The following is a 26709-nucleotide window of genomic DNA, read 5'->3' as shown; positions in this document are numbered from 1 at the left end:
TATTGGGAGCGGATACGTGAACTGTCGTACACACTAGTGTCTTTATATGGGAGCCGCCACCAGGGCTCGTCCGTGAGATATCTCCGCTTAGAGATCCAGTATGCACCGGAATATCAGCGTCCGATGCACCGCTTTATGACCGAAAGCGATGCAATCAAACGCGAGTGGCTCGTTACGTGGAAAGTCGGGGTCGAGGACGAGATCGCCTATACGTTGTTTTATATCGTCGGCGATCGCGAACCCTACGAATCGGCGCTTTCTGCGGTCGAAACCATGGAAAGCTACGATATTACACCCGTTCGGGACCAGGCGTTCTACGCGTTCGTCCGTGGCCGGGAGACTGAACAATCACGACAGTTCTACGCGGCGTTCGAACAGCCGACGCTAATGGTGGTCCCACCGGTTGCCTACCGACCGCACGGAGTCGTGTTGTTCGATGTCGTCGGCGAACCCGCCACTCTCGAACAGGTCCGGGATGCACTTCCCGACGGAATCACGGTAAACGTCCGGAAGATCGGCGAATACGATGCCAGCCCTGGAACATTCGACATCGGCCTCACTTCACGTCAGCGCGAAGCACTCGCCGCAGGACGGGAAGTCGGTTACTACGACGTCCCGCGAAATGGGAGCGTCGAGGACGTCGCCGAGGAGCTCGGTTGTGCTCCGAGTACCGCATCGAATCATCTCAGAAAGGCGCAGGCACGGCTTGTTGAACGCGTATTCAGATGACAGCTAGCGTAGAAGGTATCGATGCACCACGACTGTGTTTGAACCGCTCGAATAGGAGGAAACAGCAGAACAAGATGGAAGGGAACAGCAGAACCCAGCGGGTGGATTGTTGGTTATCGCGATAGCTGGCAGACTGGGCTGTCGCTGAACAGTGTGCAAGTAGTATTCAGTGATCGGTTGAGTACAGTAACTGTCGCGGCAGATGGGCAGGAGCGTTGCGACGACTAACGTGACCAGTGCGGCGCGAACAGTGAATCCCGGACCAGAAGCAGAACCCGAATCGTTGAGCGGGCAGGATGAGACAGAGAACACCACAGTGTCTGCAGTAACACTTCGTTAGAGAGTTTCTAACGCCATATTACTGCGGACATTGTGGCGTCTGACGGGGAGGTCTGGTGCATAATCGTGAATAGACACCACGATGTCCGCTGTTCTATTGGGGCAGTTGAGAAATCATGCGTCGAGTACTGCGGACATCGTGGTGTTATTTCGCTTGGACCACACCACGATGTCCGCTGTTCTGGTGGGGGTAGACACGAGAACAGCGGACACGGCGGTGTGTGCTTGAACAATAGAAACGCGATAAATTGTTCACAGAGGGTCTGAAGACCGTAAATTAGGCGAGCAATGGGAGAGAACACTCCCACCCCACATTGTCCGCTGTTCTTCGAAAGAGAGGGGAGGGGGGAAGGAAACAGCCACATTTGATTCGAAGGGTAGTCAATTTAGAACGGTCTGGATACTATCTGAACTTTATCTAGATAGAAACTAGACAGCTTAGATGTCACCTAATCTCAACTAGATTGTGTCTGCATACTACCTAGATCTTATCTAGGCTAGAGATAGCGTCAAGTATTGCTATAGCGTCTTTCTCTATAGCTATTAAACTGCACTACGGTCTAGCTCCCAGTACACCAATATAAACTTTTCCTTATTGAATAGCTCTCTGTGTCACCCCCACCTACCGTTTTCTAGTTACTGCGGACATAGTGGGGTGGGAGGGTCCCACCATTCTTTTATAAGCAGCAGAACAGCGGACACTCCGGACACTGCGGACAGGGGTGGTTTTATGTATGTTCCTTCCAATACATCAGGCAACGACTATGGGGATGTTCGAACGCGACACCGAGATCTACTTGGACCGGGATGCCCTCCGGGAAGACTATCAGCCTGAGAACCTCGTCGGGCGTGACACTGAACTAAACCGGTATCGAGCGGCTCTCCAACCCGTAATCAACGGTGAACAGCCCAACAACATCTTCTTGTACGGGAAAACGGGGGTCGGCAAGACTGCTGGTACGCGGTATCTAATTGACCATCTCGAAGAAGACGCAGCGAAATACGAGGATATCGATCTCACAGTGAAGATGCTAAACTGTGATGGCCTCTCCAGTAGTTATCAAATCGCGACCCGGCTCGTCAACGAATTCAGGGACGAAACGAGCCAGATCAGTACGACAGGGTATCCTCGTGCAACGGTGTATGACATGCTGTGGACCGAACTCGACTCCTGTGGCGGGACTATCTACATCGTGCTCGACGAAGTCGACCACATCGAAGACGATAGTATTCTCTATCAACTCCCGCGTGCGCGAGCGAACGACAACCTAAGTTCAGCGAAGATCGGTATCATCGGTATCTCGAACGATTTCTCTTTTCGCGATGACCTCTCCCCGAAAGTCAAGAGTTCCCTTTGTGAAGAGGAGATCCAGTTCCCCGCATACGACGCGAAGGAGCTGATCCAGATCCTGCAACAGCGGGCTGACGTAGCGTTTCACGACGGCGTCCTCGAAGACGGCGTCATCGAGCTGTGCGCTGCGTACGGAGCGAAAGACGCCGGTGACGCGCGGCAGTCTCTCGACTTGCTCATGAAAACGGGCGACCTGGCCCGCGACAAGGATACGGATACGATTTCGGAAGACCTCGTTAGAGAGGCCCGCGACGTTCTGGAACGAGGCCGGATTCAGGAAGGTATTTCGGGACTGACCCAACACGGTCATCTGGTCGTGTACGCAATGGTTACGCTCGACCAGGAAGGGAAGACGCCAGCCCGGACACGGGATATCAGACCTCGATACACGAACTTCGCCGAAAAGGCAGGGATCGATCCGCTTGTCCCACGCCGGATGCGTGATCACCTCGGCGAGCTGTCGATGTTAGGTATCATCTCGGCAATCGAGCGGAACGAGGGACGACGTGGGGGAACCTATCGCGAGTACTCTCTCGAAATGGACCCGGAGATGATTCTCGCAGCGCTTGAGAAGACTGTCGACGATGTTGGAATCCACAAATCCGTCACTAACCTCGTTGATAGCGAAGCGACGCTTTCGGACTTCCAGTCCACTTAGGAACGGCGGACATGGTGGTGTCGAAACCGATTGATACGTAGCGGTTTTCAGGAGATAGAACAGCGGACATGGTGGTGTTGCCGCCGGTGATTGGAAGCTTCCGTCTTCACTTCAAGAGCGTGTAGAACTACGGACACGGTGGTGTCTAATGGTACCGACGCTACCTTTGATGCCATAATAACTACCGCGGAAGCTACCGATATATCTTTTGAGAATCAAATTTGTAGAATATGTTTGCAGCTACCCCCCTCTTTCAGGAGAGCCATACTGGATACTAGTTTTCCGGGTCAAACGATAGCTTGTTCGAAAATCGGGGACTCTCTCGTCCATCACTGGGAACGAATCTCTCATTTAACCTATCTCGTAATCCCCTCCCGGCACAGCCCAATCGGACCGATTATTGTAGACTGTCGTGGTCTGGGCCTCCGGTGGTAAGAAGTATGCAATTCAGGCGGTGGACCTTTTGGGATATATCGGCAGTGGAGTGCATATGCAAGGAGGCTACCAACCCAGACGAGATGTCCTGTACCCCAGCGATTAGTTCTTTCTTGCACGGCTGGCGTCAGTGGCCGACAGCTGGATCACACCGTCAGCGCGAACTGTGACGATAATGTTGCGGTATCGAAAGGTGATGTTCTGGCTCGCTGAGCCGATTGACTGGTCTGGCTGTGTACCGAATAGTAGTGTCTCAATGGCATCGACATCGATGTAGTCGTGCAACGGCGACTCACGATATGGTTCTGTTCCCGACTGATCGGCAACGGCCTGAACAATGACCGTAGCAAGCTCCTGGTCGCTGGTTGGATCGTACTGAACTTCAGTTAGAGTGCCACTCGCTCCCGCAAATCGTCTCTCATCCCCATCAGCCTCGTCGCTCTGGCTGTCGTCAGTCATCTATCTAGTAAACAACTGGAACGTACATATAATACATGTATGAATATTCGGGCATAATCACAACTCTCTTCACTCCAATCTTGAACAAGCAAGTAGCTATTTTGCTGAGCTATGCGGTATAGCTATTTCGTACTGCATTGACCAGTCTATACGCATACGATGAATTCATTCGGGAGCAGAGTAGTATGTATATGATAACAATAGTCATGAAATGGTCGGTAGTATTTGCCCGTTGAGGGTATCCGCCTCCATGCATCAACTACCCAGACGGCAGTTACTCGGAGCCGTGTGTTCGGGATTGACCGTACTCGCCGGTTGCAGCAGCGATCAAAATAGTGGATCAGACGAAACAGAGAGTGGCGGCGGAGGCGAACCGTCTCCTGAATCAGGTGGGACAACCGGCACGGATGCATCGCCGGTCAGCGGAGCCGACGACAGGTCAGCACAGTTCGGACAGGTCACGCGGTTTCCGGAATCGTACGCGATGACAGCTACAATGCAGTCCGGGGGGCAGACCGTCGAGATGACTGGTCGTTTCTATCAAGGGGATATGTACTGGTCGTTTGACCAGCAGGGACAACAGATGGAAATGTACCGTATCGGGAACAGCACGTACACCGTTACTGGAGGGCAGTGTCTCCGGGGAACGATGCAACAGGGGATGGACCGTGACGAGGTTGATCCGGGTCAGTTCTCCGACCAGCCGGAGGAAAACCCAGACATCACGCCGGTCGGCCGGGATACCATCGATGGCGAGGAAGTGTTGGTGTATGAACTCTCTCAGGACGGCTCTCAGGAGCCGGTCACATACTACATCCTCGCGGACTCCGGGTATCCGCGACGCATCGAAGCCGAGTCAATGCGGTGGGACTTCCACTCGTGGGGTTCGGTCGAGCCGATCCGGAAACCCGGAGGAGAATGCCAGTCGATGCCCGGCGGCGGCATGACGGCTGACGGGGGCAGCTAATCTCTCAGCAGGACCTGACTTTGACCGGCTATTCAGAAAGTAAACAGTTCTCGACATACCGCCGAAACTCGGCTCTCACGTCGTCGATAGTCTCCTCGTCACTGGTAATCCGTTCCGCCTGAATGCCGACTAAAACCGTGTGGAACAGCGCGGCTGTCTGAGATGGGTCTTCGACATCAAATGCGCCTGCATCAACACCCGCTCGGATGACACGGGCGATTTGTTTTCGAATAAAGTCATCACTTCTGCGAAAGAGGCGGTTGTAATCGTCGTCGTGTGCCGCTTGCGCTCGCAGTTCAATTACAGCCTGCGAAAACTCGACATCACTGTTGCTGCTGGTGCCAAATATTTCGTCAACGATTATCTCGATATACTCTTCAGGGGACTGGTTGGGCAGCGGGACCTGATTCTCGACCTGTTCCAGCATATAATCTAGGAGGTCTACCAACAACTCGTCCTTATTGTCGTAATGATGGTATATGAGCGATTGGCTCTTCCCAAACTCGTCACCTATCTTTGAAATAGTAAGATCCGCGTACCCGTGCTGACGTAACGCATAGAATGTAGCTTCAAGTATCTCCTCGCGGGTTCCATCTGGGTTCTGGAAAAAGGATATCTCGTTAGTCATCTTTACCTCGACCGTTTCCTGCTTGTCTGCTACGGTTCAAATGGCTCACGGTTTCTCCACTCTCTCTGTAGAGTACTAGACCAATCTGGGTGGTATTTTCTATCATTGAACTGAGTAGCGGGTACGGTTACAGATAACTATATGATTGATTATACATTCAATAAACTTAAGCGTATTGTGGTCCGCTGTCTCAACGGAGCGCACTGGACTGTCTTCACGTTCACTGTACTCGTACATACATTCCTCTGCTGTCTCACCCTCTAATGTCCCACAAGATCTGTAGAACCTGTGTTGACATCGGTGGATAGCGAGGTAGCGGTAGCTTTGACTGGACACCAGTTTCTCTCTGGCCCCGAAAGATACGAAAGCACTATATGTGATTGAACGTTTAGTCAACACCACGAAATGGCTACTCACAAACGAAGAATTCCGAGACGGTTGATCGATAACGACGAGACGGAGCTTGGATGGGCGCTCAATTAACATGGTTTCTACAAAGTCTAAACTGCTACTTTTGGCTGTAATCGGGATTACCGTCACCAGCGGAACGGCAACCGCTGCGGTCGTTGGGAGCCCCGATATTGCGGCAACGCTTGAAGATGATACCGTCGCTCCGGGTGAACAAAAGACCATAGAAATTTCACTGGTCAACAGCGGGGAACTCGATAGCGGCTCCACTCGAAATCCGGCGTTGAACAACGAGGTAACAACGGCAAAGGGGCTTACTGTGTCACTCGGTTCTGGTGACGCTCCCATTTCAGTGAAAAACTCGAAACGAAGCCTCGGCACGCTACAGGCGGGGCCGAAGACGACAGTGCCGTTCGATATCAGCGTGGACGAAGACGCTAGTTCCGGTACGTACGACGCACAACTGAGGCTCAATTACAAACACACAAGCTACATTTCCGAGGGAACAGGGGCACGAGACGAAGACAGAAAAACTCGTTCCGTTGATATTGAAATCGACGTCACCGATGATGCCACCTTCAATGTGACTGATATTGACTCCAATGCACGCGTTGCCTCAACAGGTACGGTGGCAGTTAGCGTCGAAAATACCGGAGAGAGCGCCGCACGGGATGCCGCGGTAACGCTCCAATCACAGAATCAGGACCTCGCTGTCAGTGGCGGCGATGCCACCTCACGATTCGTTGATGAGTGGGAACCGGGAGAAGTCCGGACGTTCAACTACCGTGTGAGTTCTGCCGAAGCCGCGGAACCGGAGTCGTACGGATTTGAGCTGTCGGTTGCATTTGATAACGAGGATGGCCTCCGGACACAATCCGTGGGACAGTCCGTCGCAGTCACACCTGACCCGGAACAGCAGTTCTCGGTTGTCAATTCAAGCAGTTCTGTCGCCGTTAGTAACACAGGAACGTACGAGGTTCAACTCCGCAACACAGGCCCGTTGACCGTGAATGACTCCTCTGTTACGTTTGTCTCAGAGAACGCGGATATAACGTTTGGAAAGAGCTCCTCAACAACCGCCTATGTGGGGGAATGGGAACCCGGAGAAGTTCGGACTGTTCGCGTCGATACAACAGCGAGTCCCGATGCTGAGGAACGAAGCTACGCGCTGTCGGCTAACGTACAGTATGAGGATCAAGAGGGCGATACCAGTACCTATGACGATGTCCGGCTAAGCCTCAGTCCTGCGCCTGAGCAGAACTTCGACGTGTCTAACGTCGAAACGTCGCTCCAGGCCGGAGAGGACGGGTCACTGAGTGCAACCCTCACAAACACTGGAACGCGTGACGTCGAGAACGTCGTTATCGCATGGGAAAGCCAACAGTCGACACTGTCGCCAAAAGAATCACAGTACGCTGTTGGAGATCTCGATGCAGGCGAAACGGCCAACTTCAACTTCGGCGTTGACGTGTCCAACAGCGCGGAGGCAGGCGCTCGGCAGTTTGACTTCGGAGTGAGCTACCGCGACGATAACGGCGACAGGGTTGAAGCAGATACACTCGAAGTTCGCTCACAAGTGGCTGGCAGTCAGGACGAATTCGACATCGAAGTGGAAAATTCAACGCTCGGTGTGGGCCAAGACCGGTCAATTACGTTTACAATAACCAACACAAAGAACAAAACACTGACCAGCATTGAGGGGAAGGCGTTCGTCAATGATCCGCTCAGTAGCAGTGATGATGAAACGTTCATCGCTGAACTGGCCCCCGGAGCGTCAGAAACGGTCTCAGTCCAACTCTCGGCGGGAAGCGACGCGCTAGACAAGACCTATCCGCTCAATCTGGACTTCCAGTATGAGACGCCTGACGGCGAAAAACGGGTTTCGGATACCTACAGTCTCCCGATAGAAGTCACGGACCAATCCGGGGACGGTGGGACGCCACTGTGGCTGGTTGGTGGCATTGGACTCCTTGCCGTTGTTGGCGGCGTCGTCTGGTACAGGCGGCAGTAACCGTCTGAAGCTAACATCTATGTCACAATGCTAGAGTATCAGAAATACATCGACGTATTAGACGATTGGATTGTCAACCGTGACAAGACAGTCGTCGCTGTGTTCATCGTCACAACGCTCATTCTGTCGGCGGGGTTCGGCATGACTGCGACCGACTCAGGGACATCACAGTTCACTGACGGCGTTCCCGCACAGGAGGCGTTCGACGAGGTCAACGACAACTTCGAGCGTGAACCGTTCGGCGAAGGTACTGGCTCTACGACGCTTATCCAGAAGGATCAGAACGTCCTGTCGAAGCCAGCTATTCTCAATATGCTGAAAGCACAGAACCGGCTTACGCAGCGCGAATCACAGGACGTTGTCGGCACGACAAGCGTCGCACAGGCCGTCGCCCAGACGCTGAACCCGGGCGCAGAGACACTGCCCGAACAGATCGATACCGTAGAAGCAGCCTCACAGACGGAGATTAAGTCCGCGACCCGAACCACACTTGAGCGCCAGCCGGCAGTTGCAGGGCTACTCAGCAACGATCTAAACCGAGAGGAGCCGTCGGCATCTGCAACACTGACGACTGTCACACACGAGGTTTCAGGTGTTTCAAGCAGTGCTGGGACAGAAGGGTCATCACCACTGACGCCCATTCAGCAGGAAGCGGAGTTCATTGTCAGCTCGGTTGACGGTGATATCTCTGTCTTCGGCAGTGGACTCATCTCTGCGGAGCTGAGCAGTGTCATCTCCGACTCGTTGGGACTCGTCGTCCCAGCTGCCATTGTCCTGATACTGTTCTTCCTCATTATCGCATACAGGGACCCGTTTGATCTGCTGATTGGCCTTGTCTCCCTTGCGATGGCGATTATCTGGACATTCGGATTCATGGGATGGGCCAGTATCCCCTTCACGCAGATGCTGATCACGGTCCCGCCGTTGCTCCTTGCCATCGGGATTGACTTCGGGATTCACGCAGTGAACCGATACCGCGAAGAACGGATCGAGGACGTCGAACCAACACCCGCGATGCGGACCGCAACTGACCAGCTGCTCCCAGCGTTCTTCATCGTGACAGGAACGACAGTGCTGGGATTCGCCGCAAACGGGACCAGCCAGCTCGGTCCGATCCGTGACCTCGGGTTCGTGGCCAGCGTCGGGATCATATTCACCTTCCTCATTTTCGGTATCTTCCTCCCGTCGTTCAAGCACTTCATGGACCGGCAGCGTGTGCGATACGACCTCCCCGAATTCAGTATCGCACCGATCGGCTCTGAGGACTCCGCAGTCGGCAAGTCGCTAACTGTCGGCGTGACAATCGCCCGCCGTGCCCCGTACATATTCTTTGCCCTCGTCCTGGTGTCTACGGCGGCCATGGGGGCGTATGGAACTGGGATTGATACCCGGTTCACCACTGAAGATTTCCTCCCACCGGAAGAGAACCCCGGATACGTCGAGGTTCTGCCGGAAGCTGTGGCTCCGAGCGAGTACACAGTCACGAAGCAGATAAATTACCTTGAAGACACGTTCGAGAGCGGTGAGAGTGACACCGTAACGATATACGTCGAAGGGTCGTTACAGGACGGAACGGCGCTCGAGGAGATCCACCGGGCGAATCAGGACCCACCCGACTCCTTCGTTACAGCCGGCGGGAGTGCAGATACCACAAGCATACTTACGGTGATTAACCGGTACAAGCGTGCTTCACCCGAGTTCCGCCAGCTCGTCGAACAGAACGATCAAAACGGTAACGGTGTCCCCGACCAGAATCTCCCGACCATCTACAACGCACTGTATGATTCGCCGTACGGCGACCGGGCGGAGTCGTACATGACTGATGACTACGCGCGAACGCGCATCGTGTACTCCGTTGAGTCCGATGCGAGTCAACAGGAAGTGACGGACGATACGAGAGCCGTTGCGGATGAGTTCCGAATGGAAGCGACCGCAACCGGCAGTGTTGTAGTGTTGAAAGCGGTCTCGGACGTAATCGCTGAATCCGCGTACATAAGCCTGGCTCTCGCAATTCTCGCGTCCGCAGCGTTCCTGTTTTTCGCCTACTGGCTACTGGAACGGCGTCCCGGGCTGGGCGCTGCGAACCTCGTGCCGATACTGCTCACTATTGCCGCCTTGGCCGCGACAATGCGGTATCTGGATATCCCGTTCAACGTCCTCACCGGAACGACGTTATCAATCGGAATCGGGCTTGGTATCGATTACTCCGCTCACCTCGTGCATCGGTTCTCCGAGGAGTATCGTGGCGATACCGGCTTGCTTGAAGCACTCGACATTAGTGTTCGAGGAACAGGTGGTGCGCTGGCGGGTAGTATGGTCACCACCACATCTGGAACCGGCGTGCTCGTCCTCGCGGTTGTCCCGATCTTGGGCCAGTTTGGATTGTTAATTGCAGTCAGCGTTCTCTATTCGTTCGTGGCGTCCATACTGGTCCTCCCGACGTCAATCGTCATCTGGGACCACGGTCGTGGAACGCTTGAGACACTGCTCTCATCGCGCTCGACACGGAGTGTGAATTAATGCGGCCCGCTCGTTTCGGTTTCCGCCCACCTGTGACACATGATGATCAAAGTGGGCGGCTTGACCGGAAACGCTCCGAAGCAGAGCCTGAGGAATTGGCACTGTACTGTCAACCTATCCACAACCGGAGCGGAGGACTGTCTGTATGACTACAGATAGTGACGCTCTGGGTACAACTGAAAAGGAGATCATGCACGCAACCCATCGAGCGCTGGTAAACAGTGGATACGCTGAACTCTCCATCTCGCTTATTGCAGACGAACTCGACAAGGCCAAATCGACGATATACCACTATTACGACTCGAAAGACGACCTGCTAATTCGGTTTCTCAGATTCACTCTTGACCGATTCGAGGCGACAATCAACACGAGCATCGGTGACCACCCGAAAGAGGACCTCAATCACATCATTACGACACTCCTCCCGTGCCAGCTAACCGAGGAGAAACGGCAGCTTCACAGCGTTTTAGTTACGCTCTCCCCGCAAGCGCTGGATCAGGAGGTGTTTCGCGAACAGTTCACCGAGATTGATATTCGACTTACTGCAATCATCGAGAACACTGTTCGTCGAGGGATAGAGGCTGACGTGTTTCGCGACGTGGATCCGACACACATGGCCGAGCACATTCTAGCAATGATTAAAGGAACGATGTATAGCCGCCTCACGACCAATCGCGAAGCCGCAACAGGAGCAGCGAAAGCCTCCCTTTTTTCGTATATCGATTCGCATTTGATTTCGTAGCGCCTGTCGCCATGGTCGTCGCCGAATTTCCGCTCTCACACGGTTTGGACCAAGCCGGTCAATAGCTCTTTCCGGCGGAGTGCGGAGCACAGAAACGTACCCCGGGCCGCTAGTTCTTCGATACTGTGCTTAGATCGGCAACGCAAGGCGGCGGAACCGATTACCACCCTCTGTTGTACTGCAGTCAGTAGCCGAGGTGCTCGCGGATGAGGACAACGGTAGTGCGATCCTCTTCGAGCTCCTGGCGGAGGATGAGCTGTTTGGCAATCGCGGAGTCGACGCCGTAGGCCTCCTTCGCGCGCTCGTTTTCGAGTGGGTACGCGACGTTTTCCAGTCGGTCGAGCGCGTCTTCGAGTGTCGGCACGATCTTGTTCACGCCACTGACGATGACGACGTTACTGGCAGCGAACGGATACGCACCGATACGGCTCCCCGAGCGGTCTGCCGCGACGAGTTCGCCGGTCTGGGAAATGCCGTTGATGCCACCGAGGAAGTAGTCGGCCGTTTGCGACTTCCGGCGGGCGGCCTGCCGCTCTGCGTCGTCGTCGATACTCCAGATCTCGTCGGGGAGACTCTCCCACTCGTGGTCCCCGTCACTCAGGTACTCGACGAACCCGATCTCTTCGAGCGTCGTCGAGTGGCCGTTCATCACAGACGCCTCTGTAGGGATGAGTGACTGAAGTTCTGCGAGCGCATCATCAGTCGAGTCAACGACGATGACATCGAACCCGTTTGCCTCGAGGTTCTCGACGGTCTGCTCAATGGTCTCTTCCGAGGCCAGTTCGTCCAGTGATTGGTCAATATCGGCGTCGTCTGCGTACTCTGATTTCTGTTGAGACATATTGTTTCGCGGTAGGTGTATCAGCGTCAACATGAAGGCGTAGCTAGTACAAAAGTGCTCGCGGACACCGATGTCTGGTAGTTACATCGGTGATACCCCGATCACCTGACAGGGTGTGACACATGGCTGTACTTTGTCCGGAAACAGCACGAGGTCTCTGATTGCTGACTGCGATATCAAATGCTGAAAACCGGGGGGTAGCATATATTGCCCTCCATTCATCATGTTACGCTATCAATGCAAATGGCTCGTAAGGAAACTACAGACGCTATCGGGACACCCTCGAAAATGGTACTGTTCTGTCCGGACTGTGATTTTGAGAGTGGTATGATCGGGGGCGACTGGGACGTTTCGAGCACCGGATATACGACAAGCTATCACTGCCCGCAGTGCGAGCACTCGTTCAGCGTTTCCAATCGCCGGTGACGCCTGAGCAGAGTACGGACGACGCATAGCGGCTCGATATTTCACGGCCTGAACATCGTACACACCGTGTTACGTCGAAAGGGAGGAATCACTAATCTGTTTTAGGTCCACCTGAAAAGCGATGACACGTAGACGCGAAGTACTTGCAGGTAGTGTCGGATTGGTGGCTTCCCTCGCCGGTTGTTCCAGTGGGAGCTCCGATGATGGAGGAACCACCGGGGATGGGGCCGCGATTTCCCAAACAGACCAGGCCGAAGCCACGGCAGGTACCGAGCAATCGACTCCGGAAAATTCAACGCCGTACACCGTCGAAATTGAGCCCCACGGCGAGTTCACGTTCGAAGGAGTTCCCGAGTCGTACTCGGTCATTCCTAGCGTCTACCTCGATATCGGGATGGCGCTCGGCATCCAGCCTACCGCCGCGACCGACATGGCACGGGCGCCACGGAAGTTCTACGACATCCTCCCCGACGTTACGTTCAACGAGGACGACATCATGGCGCTGGCGGCCGGCTCCGAGTCCGGCTACGACAAGGAGAACTTCTACGCTGCCGGCCCCGCTGTCAATCTCATCGACCCTCGGGGATTACGACGTTTCACCGACTGGGCGGACTCCGATATTCAGGAGATCGAGGAGGCCACCGGTCCGTTCGTCGCGTCCTCGATCCGCTTCGGCCCCGAACATCCCTTTGGGTACAAGCAGGAAACCTACCACGAACTCTACGACGTTTTCGAGAAGATGGCGGCGGTCTTCCAGCGCCAGGCCCGGTATCGGGCCTGGGAGTCGCTGCACGACGAGTTCATGGCGAACATCAGGTCTGATCTCCCCCCTGAGGACGAACGCCCCTCCGTCATCGCGGTGTGGCGCGGCGTAGACCCGGCTTCCGGCCAATTCTATCTCTCTGATATCCACAAATACCACAACCAGACCAAGCCCCTCTCGCGGCTCGGGCTCAGGGACGGTTACGATGCTGAGATCCCCGGCGGTGGTACCGTCGGTTACGAGGAACTCCTCACCCACGATCCAGATTACATCGCTGCCGTGGGCCGGCTCACAACCGCAACTCACGAAGAGTTCGTGAACAACGTCGTCGAGCCGTTCGAGAACAACCCGAACGGTCAGGACCTCACCGCCGTTCAGGAAGGTAACATCATCCGCATCGGCGGCCAATACCAGGGTCCTATCGTCGATCTTTTCGCCACGGAGGCCGCCGCCAAGCAAGTCTGGCCCGATCGCTTCGGCGAGTGGCCAGGTCCTGTCCGCGACGTCCCCGACGAAGAGAAACTGTTCGACCGCCGGGCGGTCAGTGACATCATCAACGGAAACGTCTAACGCGATGGCGAAGGTATTCGACCGGCTCACGAACCTACGCGCAGGAACGACCGACAGGTACGAGGTCTCAAAGCTCGCCCTCATTATCGCCGGCAGCCTCGCCGTCCTGCTCGGGTCAACGATACTGCAGGTGAGCTTCGGCGCGTACCCGTTCACGCTGGTCGAGGCGTGGCAGACGGTCTTCGACCCGGCGGTATTGTCCAGCCTCGAAGTCTGGCGGTGGGCGTTTCTCGGTGCAGCGGTCCCGGAGTGGTTGACCCGCCAGCAACTCATCGTCTGGAACCTCAGGCTGCCCCGTATCCTCGTCGGCGTCCTGGTCGGCGCGAACCTCGCAGTATCGGGAGCGCTCTTTCAGATAATCACGCGCAACGAACTCGCGAGCCCGTACATCCTCGGTGTCAGCGACGGGGCTGGATTAGTCGTGTTGCTCACGCTAACACTCCTCTCCGGACTGGTGCCGTTCCTACCGATACTCGCGGCTGCCGGTGGCGGACTCGCGTTCCAGCTCATGTATGCTATCGCGTGGAAGAACGGCACCAGTCCCGTCCGACTGGTGCTTGCAGGTGTTGTGGTAGGCACCGTCTTCGGGTCCGTCCAGCGGGCGCTGTTTTTCTTCATCGACGACCTCGGCGTTGCGATGTCCGCGCAGGCGTGGCTCTCCGGGACTCTGATGAACGCTGGGTGGGCTGAGGTACGAATCGCGTTGCCGTTCACCGTCCTTGCGATGGCGCTCGCGTTCGCCGTTACGCAGGAACTGGATGTACTGGCACTCGGCGAGGACCGAGCGGACTCACTGGGGATGCCGGTCGAGAAAGTCCGGTTCGCTATCGCGGGGATCGGCGTTCTCTCGACGGCGGCTGCAATCGCTGTCGCCGGCCTCATCGGGTTCGTTGGGCTCATTGTTCCCCATATGGTCCGTAATCTCGTCGGTAGCGATTCGAAGCTGCTGCTTGCGGGGTGTCTGTTCCTCGGACCGGCGCTGCTGGTCAGTGCAGACGTGGGTGCACGGCTCGCCTTGAGCCCCGTCCAGTTGCCGGTGGGCGTCATCACCGGCATCGTGGGCGGCCCGTACTTCCTCTACCTGATGCGGAAGAAAACCGACCTGGGTGAAGTCTGATGGCTGACGGTCGGCCCTCACAGATGGACGGAGAGACAGTCGAACACGGGTCCGAGGCCGGAACACGAGCCGTCGATAGCGCCAGTGAAACGACATCGGAGTCGGCCGCAGAAATCGACGGGATCGATCTCGTTGTCGGGTACTCTGGACGGGACGAGCCTGTCATCGACGGCGAGTCGATCGCCGTCCCACCGGACGAAGTGACCGCGCTCATCGGCCCGAACGGGAGCGGGAAGAGCACGCTCCTGAAAGCGATGGCGGACAAGATTTCGCCCGACGACGGAACCGTCTTTGTCGATGGCCAGACGATCGACGAGTTCGGGTCCAAGGAACTCGCACGCAAACTCGGCCTGCTCTCCCAGGAGAACGTCGTTCCGACCGGTATCTCGGTGGGTGATCTGGTCGAGCGCGGACGGTACCCACATACTGGGTTCTTCGAGTCGCCGTCCGACGAGGACCGAGCCGCCGTCGACGACGCGATTCAACTTGCCGGCATTGAGAACCTCCGTGACCGCGATGTCGACAGCCTGAGCGGTGGCCAGAAGCAACTCGTCTGGATTGCGATGGCAATCGCGCAGGACACGGACGTGTTGCTGTTGGACGAGCCGACGACGTTCCTCGACCCACAGCACCAGCTGGAAGTGATGCAGATAGTGGAAACGCTCCGGGATGAGAGTCAGATAACGGTCGTCCTCGTGCTCCACGATATCGCACAGGCAGCGCGGTACGCCGACAACATCGTCGCACTCAAGGACGGCTCGATGTACGCCCGCGGCCCGCCAGAGGAGGTGGTCACGAAACAGTTGCTTGCTGACGTCTTCGAGATCGAAGCGGCGGTTCTGGAAACCGAGTACGGGCTTCAGGTAATTCCGATTGACCCGGTCACCGACGCGCAGGCGGCACACACCACTGTTGGTCCTGTTCCCGAGGACGTTCCGGATACTGATCGGGAACCGTGACCGGTGGCAGCACCACCCAGACATCCAGACTGCGTCAGAATCGACATCACTGATCTTGTCGTCAGACGGTTCGGGGGATACGATTACTCTGTTTGTTGAGATAGCCGAAGGGGTCCCCCGCTTCCTGGCTCCTCCATGTCCGTACGGCCTGGTCGCTCACCACTGGATGAGCGGATTTGATAACACCGAAAATCGGGTTACCGTGGGAAGCGAGCCTCAGTCGTCGCTTGGCACAGCCTCGACGGATTTCTGTCCGTCGTCCTGCCAGCTAAAGAAGCTTGCCAGTGCCGGCCCGGTGATGTTGTGCCAGACGCTGAACAGCGCCGGAATGAGTGCGGCTGCAGGCTCGAACAGCGTTGTCGCCAGCGCGACGGCTAAACCGCTGTTTTGCAGCCCCACCTCGAACGCACAGGTCCGAACGCGGTCTTTCGACATTCCAGTTGCCCGCCCGACACCGTATCCCGAGCCAAGCCCGATCGCGTTGTGGGCGACGACCGCCACGAGCACAAGCAGACCAGCCGTGAGGATGTTGTCCACGTTCGCGCCAACAACGCCAGCGACAATCGCAACAATCGCGGCGACACTGATAAGTGGGAACACGTCGGTGCCGATTTCAGCGGCTTTGGGCGAATAGCGGTCCAGCAAGTACCGGATTGTGAACCCGAGCAACACCGGAATGATGACGATCTGAATGATGCTCCGGAACATCTCCGCAAAGGTGACGTTGATCTGTTCGCCGAGGGTAAACACTACCCAGGCCGGCATCACGATCGGCGCTGCAAGGGTGGTAAGCGTCGTGATCGCGACGGACAGCGCCACGTCACCCCGACCGAGATACGCCATCACGTTCGACGCGGTCCCACCGGGAGCGGCACCGACCAGAATGAGACCGATTCCGACAGCGTCCGGAAGATCAAGGAGGACATACAGCCCGTACGCAGCGGCAGGCATCACCAGCCACTGCGTGACAGCGCCGATACCGATATCGACCGGTTCTTCGATTAGCCGGCGAAAGTCCGCCGGTTGGAGCGTCAACCCCATCCCGAGCATGATTAGCCCGAGCAGCGGGGACACGTAGTCCAACACTGGGACGAACGGGTCCGGCCTGACGAGAGCGATCCCTGCCAGAAGGATTACCCAGACAACGAAGTACTTGCTCGCAGCCCGACTCACCGCTCGAAGCGTCGATGTCGAAGTCACATCTCTGGATGATGAACAATGTAGAAAAAGCTTACTTTGGATCGCTGTACTGTCGGACGACGAACACACAATGTGGGACGGCCGCTGGTTCTCTGGACTATAGTACCAATTGAAAATCAATGGCTACTATCGCTATTGTTGGGTCGAGATTGATATCGACGCACAGTGAGTCTGTCCGAGAGCGAACAGGGCCTCCCGTGGTGAACTGCTCACGGAGTGGTATCCACCTGGCCATTGATAGTATCCCCCAACCCGTCTCCACTCAATCTATTCCATGGTCGCTTGCTCAGACAGCGCTTGGATAGATACGAAGATGTTCCGCACGTTTGGCTATACTCTCATCCACGACGAAGCCAAACCAAACTTACTTCGACTTTTGAAGATATTTAATATAGGGTAGGACTTTACTGTATAGTTCGCCGATATTCTACTGCAGCTATGCCGACTGATGCACAAAACCCAGGCAAGCAGCCTGACATAGAGTCCGTGAGGAACCGCTCTTTGATTACAAAACTAGCTACGCTGACGAGACCAGTCAGGAATATATTTCTCTACAGTTCCGTGTATCTCGCAGTTATTGCGATGGCGGAAGCAGTCCTTGTGAGTGAACTACTGGCGCTCCCACTAACGCCGGCTCCGATTGTGGCAGGATTGCTCACGTTCGCAGTGTATGGCAACGACCGGTTGGCAGACTTAGAAACTGATGCGAAAACGTCCCCCGCACGGACTGCCTTCGTGCGCCGATATCAGAACGGCTTCTACGTTCTGGCGGCTATCGCATACGGCCTTGCTGTGGCCCTGTCTGCATTGGGTGGGCCCATCAGCTTTGGTCTATCGCTGTTACCGGGTGTGTGCTGGATTCTCTACGCCTGTGACTGGATCCCTACCCTTCCGAGCGGTACCCAGCGACTGAAAGAGGTCTTCCTTCTCAATTCAACTCTCGTCGCTGTAGTCTGGGCGCTCGTCATTGTGTGTCTGCCGATAACGTACGTTGGTGCGCCCGCTTCTCCGGCGGTCGGTGTCGTGTTCCTGTTTTTCGTATTGGCGACGTTCGTCAATACAGAAATTCCGAATGTGCGCGATAAGGAGGGTGACAGCGAAATCGGTGTCCGGACGCTCCCGGTTGTGGTCGGTGTTCGCTGGACTAAGTATATCCTCTACGGAATCACGGGTCTGACAGCGGTTCTGCTCGGTGTTGCGTTTGTTGCAAATATCATCAATCTCAGGGAAGCAATCGTTCTCTTACTTAGTTTGCTCTTCCTGAATGGCGTCATCTTCTGTCTTAACCGAACCGAAAACGACAGTGCACTTGCGGTCGCAGCAGAGTGTACTCGCTTACCAGCGTTTGTTGTTGTGGTCTTCCCACTGCTCGGCCAGTAGCACTATCATATAAATTACCTTTATTTGTAAAGCACCCTCTCTTCCGCCAGTATTCGCCCCTCTGATGGCGGTTCTGTCAATCTTAGATACTTTCGAAGGCAAATAGGTTATAACGATGGCGCCCGATTAATCTTCAACATAGTTGTGTTCTCACTGACGCTGATGAAGATGGTGTTGGTCGCCACGATTGCGGTCGGCGTTACGGGCGGCCTCCTTGCCTGGAAAGAGCGCCCAGAACCCGGCGCTGACCCACTTATTCTGCTTTTGGCAGGCCAGTGCTGGTGGTCGGCCACGCTGATCTTCCGGATTGATGCAGCGACGCTGAGCTCGAAGGTTTTCTGGGTCGATGTCTCTTGGATCGGTGTTGCAATCATTCCGATAGCGTGGCTGCTTTTTTCGCTCGAATATGCCGGCTATACCGAGTATACGGCCCGCAAGCACATCCTGCTCTATTCGATCGTCCCTGCAATTACCGTCTTTCTGGGACTCACGAGCCACTCCCACCAGTTACTGTACACTAATTCGGTCATCATCCAGGAACACGGAATTGCGACGTTGAACAGAACGCCGGGTGTCTGGTTTTGGATTATAGCCGGCTATACGTATTTGCTGGGCCTTCTCGGGGCACTTCCGCTGTTGAAACTCGTTACGAGTCAAGTGGACCCGTTCCGCGGCCAGAGCTTAGCGCTCCTTCTCGGTCTGCTGGCACCCTGGGTGACGAACGTCCTCTTTTTGATGGGGTCACTCCCATCTGCCGGTGTCGATCCGACACCGATTGCCTTTGCCGTGTCCGGTCTCGCGTATCTAGGTGCACTCACCAGGTTCCAGCTCTTCGGTGCAAATCCGACGCCGATACGCCATGCTCGCAATTCGCTGTTTCAGCAGATGCAGCAAGGGGCTCTCGTGTTGGATACGCACGACCATATCGTCGATATGAACGACCAGGCTACCACTGCCCTGCAGACGACGCCGAACGAAGCCCTCGGCCGACCACTTGAACAAATCAGTCCGGATCTATCGGCGCTCGGTAGCGCAACACAGGCCGGGCAAACGATTTACCGTCCCCAGGGGGCGTCCCAGTCGTACGACGTCTCCGAAAGTCTCGTAACAGATATCCATGATCGGACTATCGGCCGGGTCATTACTTTACACGATGTGAGTAACCTTCTCCGTGACCAGCAACGGCTAGAGGTTCTCCACCGGGTCTTCCGGCACAACATCCGAACGAACGTGCAAGTCATCCTCGGTAACGCTGCGTATCTAGCCACGCACAATAGTGAGTCGAAGGCCGCAACCCTGCAAGAACACGCCGTCGAAATCAATGAACTCGGGGAAAAAGTCCGTTCGGTTATCGATATCTTTGAACAAAGCCGAGAGGAACGAGATACTCTCAGCCTGAACTCTATTCTCGACGAGTGTCTCGATTCGACCAGCGAAGCGTATCCCGAGGTCACGTTCGAGTATGCTCCCGAGCAGACAGATTTCGCGGTGGATTGCCTGTTTGATGTCGTCTGTCTGAATATCATTCAAAACGCCGCTCAACACAATACCTCTCCCGACCCTGTTGTGTCAATCAAGGTCGAACGGGACGGCGAATACGTTCAGGTCACTGTCCGGGACAACGGGCCCGGTATTGACTCCAACGAGCTCGCTCTCGTAGAACATGGCTCGGAAACGCCGCTAAAGCACGGGAGCGGATTCGGGCTGGCACTGGTTGTGTGGGGAACTGATATCGCAGGTGGGACAGTCGATATCGAGTCGAGTGAGACGACGGGAACGACTGTCTCCCTACGGATTCCGATTCTCTCATCAGGATAAGTCACCGAGACGTTGAGAAGGTGGACGATTCTCCCTCTGTGCCTGAGTGAGTACCGTCCCATAGTATTCAGGATTTAGTCCATTATTACGCAATTTAAACCCTCTAAAACTCCAAAACCTATCCCGATTTACCCTCCAAGAATGCTTGTATGTGGCCTATCGCCTTCTGGGACACTACCGTTGTGCTTTTATATGTGGCTACAGTATTGATAGTAGAGAACAATACTATGGCCAACCACGACCTACTCAGATGCTGGGTGTCACAGGGGAGAACTGTCCGATGCCGGTCGTCAAGGCGAAACAAACCATTGACGAGCTATCGTCGGGGGAAAAAACGGGCACGGACGTTCTCAAGCACTACGTCCGCACAACGGAGTAACACGATGACTACGGGACCTCAACAGGTGGCTACTGCAGATATACCCCCTGACTACGACAGGAGCGACTCCGACAATAGTGTCGACTCGGCGATAGCCGCTCAGCACACGACCGAGTCGAATCTCCAGCCGCTCATCTTCCACTCATGACACGGGTCTCAAACAAGGACGTCGACGCGGGCGACTCGACACATCGGGAAGTCGGTGAGGGCCTGCTAGAGGAGGATATGGGTCCGAGTTCAGCCATGGCCCATCTTTACCGCGGCGAGATCCACCGGATGAAGTTCTGGCGCGAGCGCCTCGACCGGACAACCAACTGGGCAGTGTTGGTAATCTCTGCGATCCTCACATGGGCCTTTTCGCGGCCGGACATTCCTCATTACATCCTCTTGATCGGAACGGCCACGCTTGCAGTGTTTCTGTTCATCGAGGCCAGGCGATATCGAGGTTACGACATCTGGCGAAGCCGAGTCAGAACACTACAGGCAAACGTCTTCGCCTACGGTTTAGACCCCGCTGCAGGCGTGGCCGACCCGGACTGGCGCAAGTCACTGAGTGCCGATTACCGCCAGCCGACAATCAAAATCAGCACCGAAGAAGCTATCGCACACCGACTCCGGCGAGTGTACCTGCCGCTTTTCACTGTCTTACTAACCGCCTGGCTCATACGAATTACCGTGTTCAGTTCGGGTTCGTGGACAGATAGCGCTGCTATCGGTATGCTTCCCGGCGTCGTCGTCATCGGCACTGTCGGACTACTATACGCCGCTGCAATCGTCGTCGCCGTCCGCCCCAGAACATGGCACGCAAAAGGAGAGCTTCGGTCCGAAGATCTCCGCCAATAGGGTATTCTGGAATTCACCGAAGTCCCACGGAAATTATGTGACAGTGGTGTATGCTGTGGGTAACGCCGATCACGGACACGAAATAATCGGTCAGTTCATCTAGGTTCTACACCAGTGTCGATGCCCTATTGGAGATTCATCGCTATCCAAATGTAACCAACTGGGAACTACGATTAGTAGCACATACCAATCAGGCAGGGACATGATGACTCAACCTTCGGTACTGTTGCACCGGGACAGGCGCCAGTACAATACTCAGGCTACAGCAGAGGAGTATCACCGGTGACCACGCTTGCACGCAATATCAGTTCCTGGCTACTCGTCGCTACTGTGGTGGCCACCAGTGGGACAGTCGGGACAACAGTTGCATTTCAGGATTCTGCACAGGACATACAAACAGAGAACGAAGCCCTCCACGCTGAAAACGAGGAATTGCGTGAACAACTGAACGAGACCCGGGAAGACCGAAAGGCGGAAAAATCCCGTGCTGAAAACCTCAACAAACAGTTAGAAACACGCAACGAGGACGTAGACACACTTCTTTCGGAACTAGAAAGGAAAGAAAAAATGTTAAATGCCAGCCAAGCCCGGCTCGCGGAGTCCCGTGAAAACCAAGCGGGCATGTCACGGTCCGAAATGGAAAAACGGCTCGATTATCTCTGTGCACAGCCAGAGAACATTGACCGATTTGGTTGCCAGGAGTTCGGTCCCGATGAGTGACAACTGAGAGTTTGGCCCTTGAGTAAGCCACATTTCAGAACCGCTGAGTCTGTTCTATACTGTTGGCTTGGCTATTACACGACATCCCATCCTGTGTGGTTGAATTCTTCACAGATGGCCGGCGATGACAGTTACGGGAGCTACCGCACGCCCGGAATACCCTATCCTGTAGTCGGTCTTACCTGCTCATTGGTACTTTTGGAAGAGGGATGAAGGGGCTGGTCTCAGCACAGACGAGAAATCTGTGCTTGACTCCGCTACAGAGTATACGGAATTTGAATGGAGATGAGCCCTAACCGGATAAAAACTGCAGTGGAACACTTCCACGGGGCCTGTACAACACAGAATTTGATATAGCGTTATATAATTTATGTGCTGTGGTAATCCGACCGTCTGTATTTGTCTTGTTATGGGTTTCTGCATGAGAAAACAATACAAGACAAACTATTAGTCGTACGATGGAAATACGCTACATACGAAAACTCGGTGATTCAGACGAACCAGATAGAACAGTTCGTCAGTTACTGCAGTTCACACCCAAAATCCAATGACTGAAACTCGCTACTCAACGATGGACTTAGCCGACTGTGAGTCTTTCTATCACGAAACCGTCGTACCGACGATGGAAACCGACGGGCTGGACCCGACCGCTGAAGCCCCCACGTACACCTGGCTGAACGGACAGTTCCCGGGATTCGTAAAGCATCTCCAACGGCGATTTGACCTGTCCCCGGGGCAGTTCTACGACGAGATCGGAGTCCCAGAAGCCACGACGACATCGGGATCATTTGACTTCCTCTCTGTCAACACCCAGCGGGCCATCGAGGGGTACCTCGACGAACTTTCGACTCGACGTGGGCGTGCTGACGCCACAATCGATACACGGCGGTCGATTCTACGACGCTACGCGAAAGTATATACCAATATCCACGATACAAAAGATTTGCTCGTACCGCTGGAGAATCCCGACGAACGCGTTGCAGAGATGGATCGGGTGGCGGCGACGTTTGATGCGCTGGACCAACTGGACGATGCCCTGACGACGCTTGCGTCACGGCGTAAATACGTTCAGGACACGCGGCAGTTCTACAAACACCTGGTGATGTTCGGAAACGCCGCGTACAATCCACTCGCTGACCTCGAAATCCGGTTTGGATGGGATAGAACCCCGTCCTGGGACAACAAAGCACTCGATAGAAGCGCCGTCCAACGCTTGTATGGAGCAGCGAGTGAGCTACGGGATCGATTCATCGTGGTCGCGTGCTGCGGTTGGGGGCTTCGCCCGAGTGAAGTCGCATCGCTACATATTCGACAGCTCAACCTCGATCCGGACGATGACTCGCATCCGTACATAGAGTTCGGTGACGGCGAGCGGAAAAACGGTCCTGGGACCGTGGCTCTCTTGGCCGGTCTGGAGACGGTAGAACGCCGTATAGAGACGCTTTCCGATCCAGAGTGGAGTGGCTACCTCTTGCCTTCCCCGTCCGCAGCCACTGGCCATCTAACCGCCGAAACCGTCCGACGACGGTTCAAATCAGTGGCTGAGGCCGCAGATGTCACTGTCGACGGCGACACGCCAACGCCAAAAACCGGCCGTCGATTCTGGTACACTACGTACGGTGCTGCTGTTAGGCGGGTTGCGGAACGGTTCGAAGACGTCGCAGCGGAGCAGGGCTCGGCGTCTGCACAAGTCGTACTCGATAACTACCTCTCGGAGTCTGAAGCCCGGTCTCACCGGCGGGCGGAGATGCGCGAGACGCTCGCAGGGCTGTTCGTCGAGTAGTCCGCGTTTTGCAAGACCGCTTTAGAGATACCAGCCGGCTATACCGTATAGCTATACCGTCTGACTAATCTTTATATCTGTGCGGTGAATGCGATACGGTATGCTGACCTACACCGTGTACAGCGAGGCCGGCGGTGTCGGCAAGACAACGATGGCGGCGAACCTCGCCGTCGCCGACGCCCGTGCTGGTCACGACGTACTGGCTATCGATATGGATCCACAGGAGGGGAGCCTCTCGTTCCTGTTCGACGTCGCGGACCGCCGAACGGACTCGGAGGCCGACAGTTTAGTACGACACCTCGTCGAACGGCCACGCGGCCCGTTCGCTGACCTCATTGAGACCTCAGAGGGTGTCGATGTCCTTCCCGCACACAACTCTCTGGAGGTCCTTTCGAAACATCTGCGGCGTCGTGAGGAGGAAGCGGCGGACTTCGGTGAGAACTGGAACCCGAACGTCCAGCTCCTTCGTGTGCTAAAGGACGCGGGCGTTCCGTCCGAGTACGACACTGTCATCATCGACCCGCCTGCGACCGCGGACGTGAAACTGTACAACGCATTGCACGCGACGCGGAACCTCGTTATCCCGTTTGAACCCAGCGGCAAAGGCCAACAGTCTGTCGAGGGCCTCGCAGACCTCGTGACCGGGCTTGAAGACACGCTAGATATCAATGTGGGCGTATTAGCTGCTGTACCGAATCGGTTCAAGGGGACCAACGATCAAGAGGAGATGCTCAAACGGCTTCGTGCGGAGTCGTACGATATACCTGTCGTGTTCCGGGAGCGGACGTCCTTGCTTGAAGGCTGTTGGCGCAAACAGTGTTCGGCGTTCAAATACATTGAAGACCACCGGAGTCGGGAACGTGACTACGAAATCGAAACGCTGGAGCAGTTCGAAGAGCTAGCTGCGCATCTCCGACAGACTCGCGAACAGGAGGCAACAGCATGAAATCCGGCTCCGGCGACGATCCGTTTGCGGAGACCGATTCGGATCCAGAGCCAGAACCGGACGAGCAGCAGGATGAGGTGATGGATGTTGAAACTGAACCCGCCGACGTAGAAACGGCGGCCCAACCGGATATCCCATACAAATTCCGGCGTGACTCAGTCAAGCAAGACCGCAAGCAACGGCCGATCTTCATACGCCCCGAGGTCGAGGAGCGCGAATCCACTTTCCTCCGTCATCTAGAAGACGCGGTCGGTGAGGATGTATACAAGACCGACGCGCTGGAAGCCGCTCTCGTCGTTGCTATGGACAATCCGGACCTTGTCGCCGAAAAGCTCCGTGAGTGGGGGTACGACTGGGAGCAATCGGCCACGTCCCGCTAAGTACACAACAGTATTGAGCGCGCCCTCGCGCTCCGCCCGTGGTTTTGTCTTTTTGTGCTTGCAGTCCTCTCCCGATACCTAGCCGAACGAAACTGGAACTGTTAACTGTGTCAACTGCCTACCTTCATCCGCTAGCACATATAGCTATCTCGTCCAACTATCTCTTTTGAATATGTGGATGGGCTATACCGTATAGCTATACCGACCAGCCATATTATGTGGTTATACAGTATGGCCAATTCGATTAGCCATGCGGAATGGCTATGGGATGTCGATAGGTCGAATAGCTGACGAGCTCGATTAGCCGCTGTACGTGCTGAGACGAGCTAATACGTATAGTTCTCTCTTCGAGATATCTCGACTGTTCCGACGACAACAATCGCTGTGGCCGATACCTGTTGGACGGTTCACCCTCTCCCCGAAGACGATTACAGATCTGCCGGTGGCGGGTGTCGAGTGCTTTCGAGAGTCACCACCGATAGGTCAAACCGGCACTAGCGTTTTCCGAATCGAACAGGTGTGGCCACCCAGATGCGCCAATAACTGGCTCAATACGCCAAATAAAGGCCCGAACAGCGCTTACAATATCTCCGAGCTGGTGCGGTCCGAAGCTCTCCTGATACTCGATGTCCCCCTTCGATAGACTGGCTATTCCCTCCAGTCCGATGCTGTCATGAATAGGTGAGACCACACCAGTGACAGCTTTCGTCCAGAAGTTCTGGCCCAACGACCTGCGTCTATACGACTTCTGCTGTACGAAGGCGCTCACAGCCGCTCGGCCGGACCGTGCCGCGTGCCCCATTCCGGAGCCAGTCAGGCGGTTCGCCAGTACGATAGCATCACCGGCGATGTGGACCGGACCTGACCCTATATTGGTGATTCACCGTCGTCTTTCCGATTACTCTAAGCAGATTAAACAGATATTGTTTAAGAAGCGATGTTCTATCTATAGAAAAGGGCTGATCTAGATACTCAAGTCAATTCTCTCCATCAAGTTTGAAAAAGCCTTTCTACGCTCTTCAAAGTATTTATATAATCGCGAACTTTGACCTTCGATCTGCTAATCCACTCTTGAATTGGTGTTCGAATATCTAAGATACTGCTAATGAGTGTTATCTAATCACAAGGGTATCGAACCCCGCAAATCGAATTCCGCCTGTCGCGTGAGAATATATAACGATTGTACCCGTGTTATTGTACTCTGGAACGGGTACCTCTGACCGTTCCGACTGCTTGGCCACGCATCACAGTCACATCTATCAATTTGACCGCATACATCGGCTACCCTGAGTCAGAGGTGTTGCTGTTGATGAGTAGGATTGGGACTGCTGACAACG

At 55.2% G+C, this 26709-nt stretch carries 20 protein-coding genes; 16 read left to right on the top strand and 4 right to left on the bottom strand.

Annotated features, from left to right (window positions below):
* The first annotated feature begins 123 nt into the window (after positions 1–123).
* Both VI234_RS12395 and VI234_RS12390 read left to right on the top strand, forming a co-directional pair.
* Positions 124–729, top strand: coding sequence for a helix-turn-helix domain-containing protein (locus VI234_RS12395; protein ID WP_442905024.1), 606 nt, complete (start codon positions 124–126; stop codon positions 727–729).
* Positions 730–1832: 1103 nt separating this feature from the next.
* On the top strand, positions 1833–3077 hold the full coding sequence (locus tag VI234_RS12390) for a Cdc6/Cdc18 family protein (protein ID WP_004594978.1): 1245 nt from the start codon (positions 1833–1835) through the stop codon (positions 3075–3077).
* Positions 3078–3614: 537 nt separating this feature from the next.
* On the opposite strand, the gene VI234_RS12385 is transcribed toward VI234_RS12390, so the two are convergent.
* Positions 3615–3971 (bottom strand): HalOD1 output domain-containing protein, encoded by a 357-nt coding sequence (locus tag VI234_RS12385; protein WP_336330177.1) that lies wholly within the window; start codon positions 3969–3971, stop codon positions 3615–3617.
* A 496-nt stretch (positions 3972–4467) separates the two neighbouring features.
* Between VI234_RS12385 and VI234_RS12380 the strand changes: the two genes are divergently transcribed.
* Positions 4468–4938: a hypothetical protein gene (locus tag VI234_RS12380; RefSeq protein WP_336330176.1), complete on the top strand. Its 471-nt coding sequence runs from the start codon at positions 4468–4470 to the stop codon at positions 4936–4938.
* 28 nt (positions 4939–4966) lie between these two features.
* Here the strand turns inward: VI234_RS12380 and VI234_RS12375 are convergent, their stop codons facing one another.
* Entirely contained in the window at positions 4967–5566 is a 600-nt protein-coding gene (locus VI234_RS12375) for a TetR/AcrR family transcriptional regulator (RefSeq protein WP_008311719.1), read from the bottom strand.
* A 484-nt stretch (positions 5567–6050) separates the two neighbouring features.
* Between VI234_RS12375 and VI234_RS12370 the strand changes: the two genes are divergently transcribed.
* The 3 genes from VI234_RS12370 (at position 6051) to VI234_RS12360 (ending at position 11247) form a co-directional block, all read left to right on the top strand.
* Positions 6051–7985 (top strand): COG1361 S-layer family protein, encoded by a 1935-nt coding sequence (locus VI234_RS12370; RefSeq protein WP_336330175.1) that lies wholly within the window; start codon positions 6051–6053, stop codon positions 7983–7985.
* Positions 7986–8012: 27 nt separating this feature from the next.
* Positions 8013–10505, top strand: a complete 2493-nt coding sequence (locus VI234_RS12365) for an efflux RND transporter permease subunit (protein WP_336330174.1) — start codon at positions 8013–8015, stop codon at positions 10503–10505.
* A 145-nt stretch (positions 10506–10650) separates the two neighbouring features.
* Positions 10651–11247: a TetR/AcrR family transcriptional regulator gene (locus VI234_RS12360; RefSeq protein WP_008311725.1), complete on the top strand. Its 597-nt coding sequence runs from the start codon at positions 10651–10653 to the stop codon at positions 11245–11247.
* A 184-nt stretch (positions 11248–11431) separates the two neighbouring features.
* Here the strand turns inward: VI234_RS12360 and VI234_RS12355 are convergent, their stop codons facing one another.
* Positions 11432–12088 carry a lactate utilization protein gene (locus VI234_RS12355; protein WP_336330173.1) on the bottom strand — a complete coding sequence of 219 codons (657 nt, stop codon included), beginning with the start codon at positions 12086–12088 and terminating at the stop codon, positions 11432–11434.
* Positions 12089–12635: 547 nt separating this feature from the next.
* On the opposite strand from VI234_RS12355, the gene VI234_RS12350 reads away from it, so the two are divergent.
* The 3 genes from VI234_RS12350 to VI234_RS12340 are packed head-to-tail and all read left to right on the top strand — an operon-like array spanning position 12636 to position 15923.
* On the top strand, positions 12636–13847 hold the full coding sequence (locus VI234_RS12350; RefSeq protein ID WP_336330172.1) for an ABC transporter substrate-binding protein: 1212 nt from the start codon (positions 12636–12638) through the stop codon (positions 13845–13847).
* Between the two features lie 4 nt (positions 13848–13851).
* Positions 13852–14964, top strand: coding sequence for a FecCD family ABC transporter permease (locus VI234_RS12345; protein WP_336330171.1), 1113 nt, complete (start codon positions 13852–13854; stop codon positions 14962–14964).
* Positions 14964–15923 carry an ABC transporter ATP-binding protein gene (locus tag VI234_RS12340; RefSeq protein ID WP_336330170.1) on the top strand — a complete coding sequence of 320 codons (960 nt, stop codon included), beginning with the start codon at positions 14964–14966 and terminating at the stop codon, positions 15921–15923. Before VI234_RS12345 ends, VI234_RS12340 begins: the two co-directional genes overlap by 1 nt.
* Positions 15924–16139: 216 nt before the next feature.
* Here VI234_RS12340 and VI234_RS12335 read toward each other — a convergent pair whose 3' ends face one another.
* On the bottom strand, positions 16140–17096 hold the full coding sequence (locus tag VI234_RS12335; protein ID WP_008311731.1) for a bile acid:sodium symporter family protein: 957 nt from the start codon (positions 17094–17096) through the stop codon (positions 16140–16142).
* A 465-nt stretch (positions 17097–17561) separates the two neighbouring features.
* Between VI234_RS12335 and VI234_RS12330 the strand changes: the two genes are divergently transcribed.
* The 7 genes from VI234_RS12330 (at position 17562) to VI234_RS12300 (ending at position 25372) form a co-directional block, all read left to right on the top strand.
* On the top strand, positions 17562–18503 hold the full coding sequence (locus VI234_RS12330) for a UbiA family prenyltransferase (RefSeq protein ID WP_336330169.1): 942 nt from the start codon (positions 17562–17564) through the stop codon (positions 18501–18503).
* Positions 18504–18647: 144 nt separating this feature from the next.
* Positions 18648–20321 (top strand): histidine kinase N-terminal 7TM domain-containing protein, encoded by a 1674-nt coding sequence (locus tag VI234_RS12325; RefSeq protein WP_336330168.1) that lies wholly within the window; start codon positions 18648–18650, stop codon positions 20319–20321.
* Positions 20322–20844: 523 nt separating this feature from the next.
* Positions 20845–21543: a DUF2270 domain-containing protein gene (locus VI234_RS12320; protein ID WP_008311735.1), complete on the top strand. Its 699-nt coding sequence runs from the start codon at positions 20845–20847 to the stop codon at positions 21541–21543.
* Between the two features lie 282 nt (positions 21544–21825).
* Positions 21826–22263 carry a chromosome partition protein gene (locus VI234_RS12315; RefSeq protein WP_023842983.1) on the top strand — a complete coding sequence of 146 codons (438 nt, stop codon included), beginning with the start codon at positions 21826–21828 and terminating at the stop codon, positions 22261–22263.
* Between the two features lie 547 nt (positions 22264–22810).
* Entirely contained in the window at positions 22811–24046 is a 1236-nt protein-coding gene (locus tag VI234_RS12310) for a tyrosine-type recombinase/integrase (protein ID WP_336330167.1), read from the top strand.
* A 100-nt stretch (positions 24047–24146) separates the two neighbouring features.
* Entirely contained in the window at positions 24147–24992 is an 846-nt protein-coding gene (locus tag VI234_RS12305) for a ParA family protein (RefSeq protein ID WP_336330166.1), read from the top strand.
* Entirely contained in the window at positions 24989–25372 is a 384-nt protein-coding gene (locus VI234_RS12300) for a hypothetical protein (RefSeq protein ID WP_008311743.1), read from the top strand. The genes VI234_RS12305 and VI234_RS12300 overlap by 4 nt, the downstream gene beginning before the upstream one ends.
* The last annotated feature ends 1337 nt before the right edge of the window (positions 25373–26709 follow it).

The organism is Haloarcula sp. CGMCC 1.2071 (assembly GCF_037078445.1).
Taxonomy (GTDB): domain Archaea; phylum Halobacteriota; class Halobacteria; order Halobacteriales; family Haloarculaceae; genus Haloarcula; species Haloarcula amylolytica.
Note: the sequence above shows the minus strand (reverse complement) of the source record. Positions and strands in the feature narration are given on the sequence as shown.

Excerpts from the sequence above, each read along its gene's own strand:
- VI234_RS12395 (WP_442905024.1), top strand. The coding sequence starts at position 124 with ATGCACCGCTTTATGACCGAAAGCGATGCAATCAAACGCGAGTGGCTC.
- VI234_RS12390 (WP_004594978.1), top strand. The coding sequence starts at position 1,833 with ATGGGGATGTTCGAACGCGACACCGAGATCTACTTGGACCGGGATGCC.
- VI234_RS12385 (WP_336330177.1), bottom strand. The coding sequence starts at position 3,971 with ATGACTGACGACAGCCAGAGCGACGAGGCTGATGGGGATGAGAGACGA.
- VI234_RS12380 (WP_336330176.1), top strand. The coding sequence starts at position 4,468 with ATGCAGTCCGGGGGGCAGACCGTCGAGATGACTGGTCGTTTCTATCAA.
- VI234_RS12375 (WP_008311719.1), bottom strand. The coding sequence starts at position 5,566 with ATGACTAACGAGATATCCTTTTTCCAGAACCCAGATGGAACCCGCGAG.
- VI234_RS12370 (WP_336330175.1), top strand. The coding sequence starts at position 6,051 with ATGGTTTCTACAAAGTCTAAACTGCTACTTTTGGCTGTAATCGGGATT.
- VI234_RS12365 (WP_336330174.1), top strand. The coding sequence starts at position 8,013 with ATGCTAGAGTATCAGAAATACATCGACGTATTAGACGATTGGATTGTC.
- VI234_RS12360 (WP_008311725.1), top strand. The coding sequence starts at position 10,651 with ATGACTACAGATAGTGACGCTCTGGGTACAACTGAAAAGGAGATCATG.
- VI234_RS12355 (WP_336330173.1), bottom strand. The coding sequence starts at position 12,088 with ATGTCTCAACAGAAATCAGAGTACGCAGACGACGCCGATATTGACCAA.
- VI234_RS12350 (WP_336330172.1), top strand. The coding sequence starts at position 12,636 with ATGACACGTAGACGCGAAGTACTTGCAGGTAGTGTCGGATTGGTGGCT.
- VI234_RS12345 (WP_336330171.1), top strand. The coding sequence starts at position 13,852 with ATGGCGAAGGTATTCGACCGGCTCACGAACCTACGCGCAGGAACGACC.
- VI234_RS12340 (WP_336330170.1), top strand. The coding sequence starts at position 14,964 with ATGGCTGACGGTCGGCCCTCACAGATGGACGGAGAGACAGTCGAACAC.
- VI234_RS12330 (WP_336330169.1), top strand. The coding sequence starts at position 17,562 with ATGCCGACTGATGCACAAAACCCAGGCAAGCAGCCTGACATAGAGTCC.
- VI234_RS12320 (WP_008311735.1), top strand. The coding sequence starts at position 20,845 with ATGACACGGGTCTCAAACAAGGACGTCGACGCGGGCGACTCGACACAT.
- VI234_RS12310 (WP_336330167.1), top strand. The coding sequence starts at position 22,811 with ATGACTGAAACTCGCTACTCAACGATGGACTTAGCCGACTGTGAGTCT.
- VI234_RS12305 (WP_336330166.1), top strand. The coding sequence starts at position 24,147 with ATGCTGACCTACACCGTGTACAGCGAGGCCGGCGGTGTCGGCAAGACA.
- VI234_RS12300 (WP_008311743.1), top strand. The coding sequence starts at position 24,989 with ATGAAATCCGGCTCCGGCGACGATCCGTTTGCGGAGACCGATTCGGAT.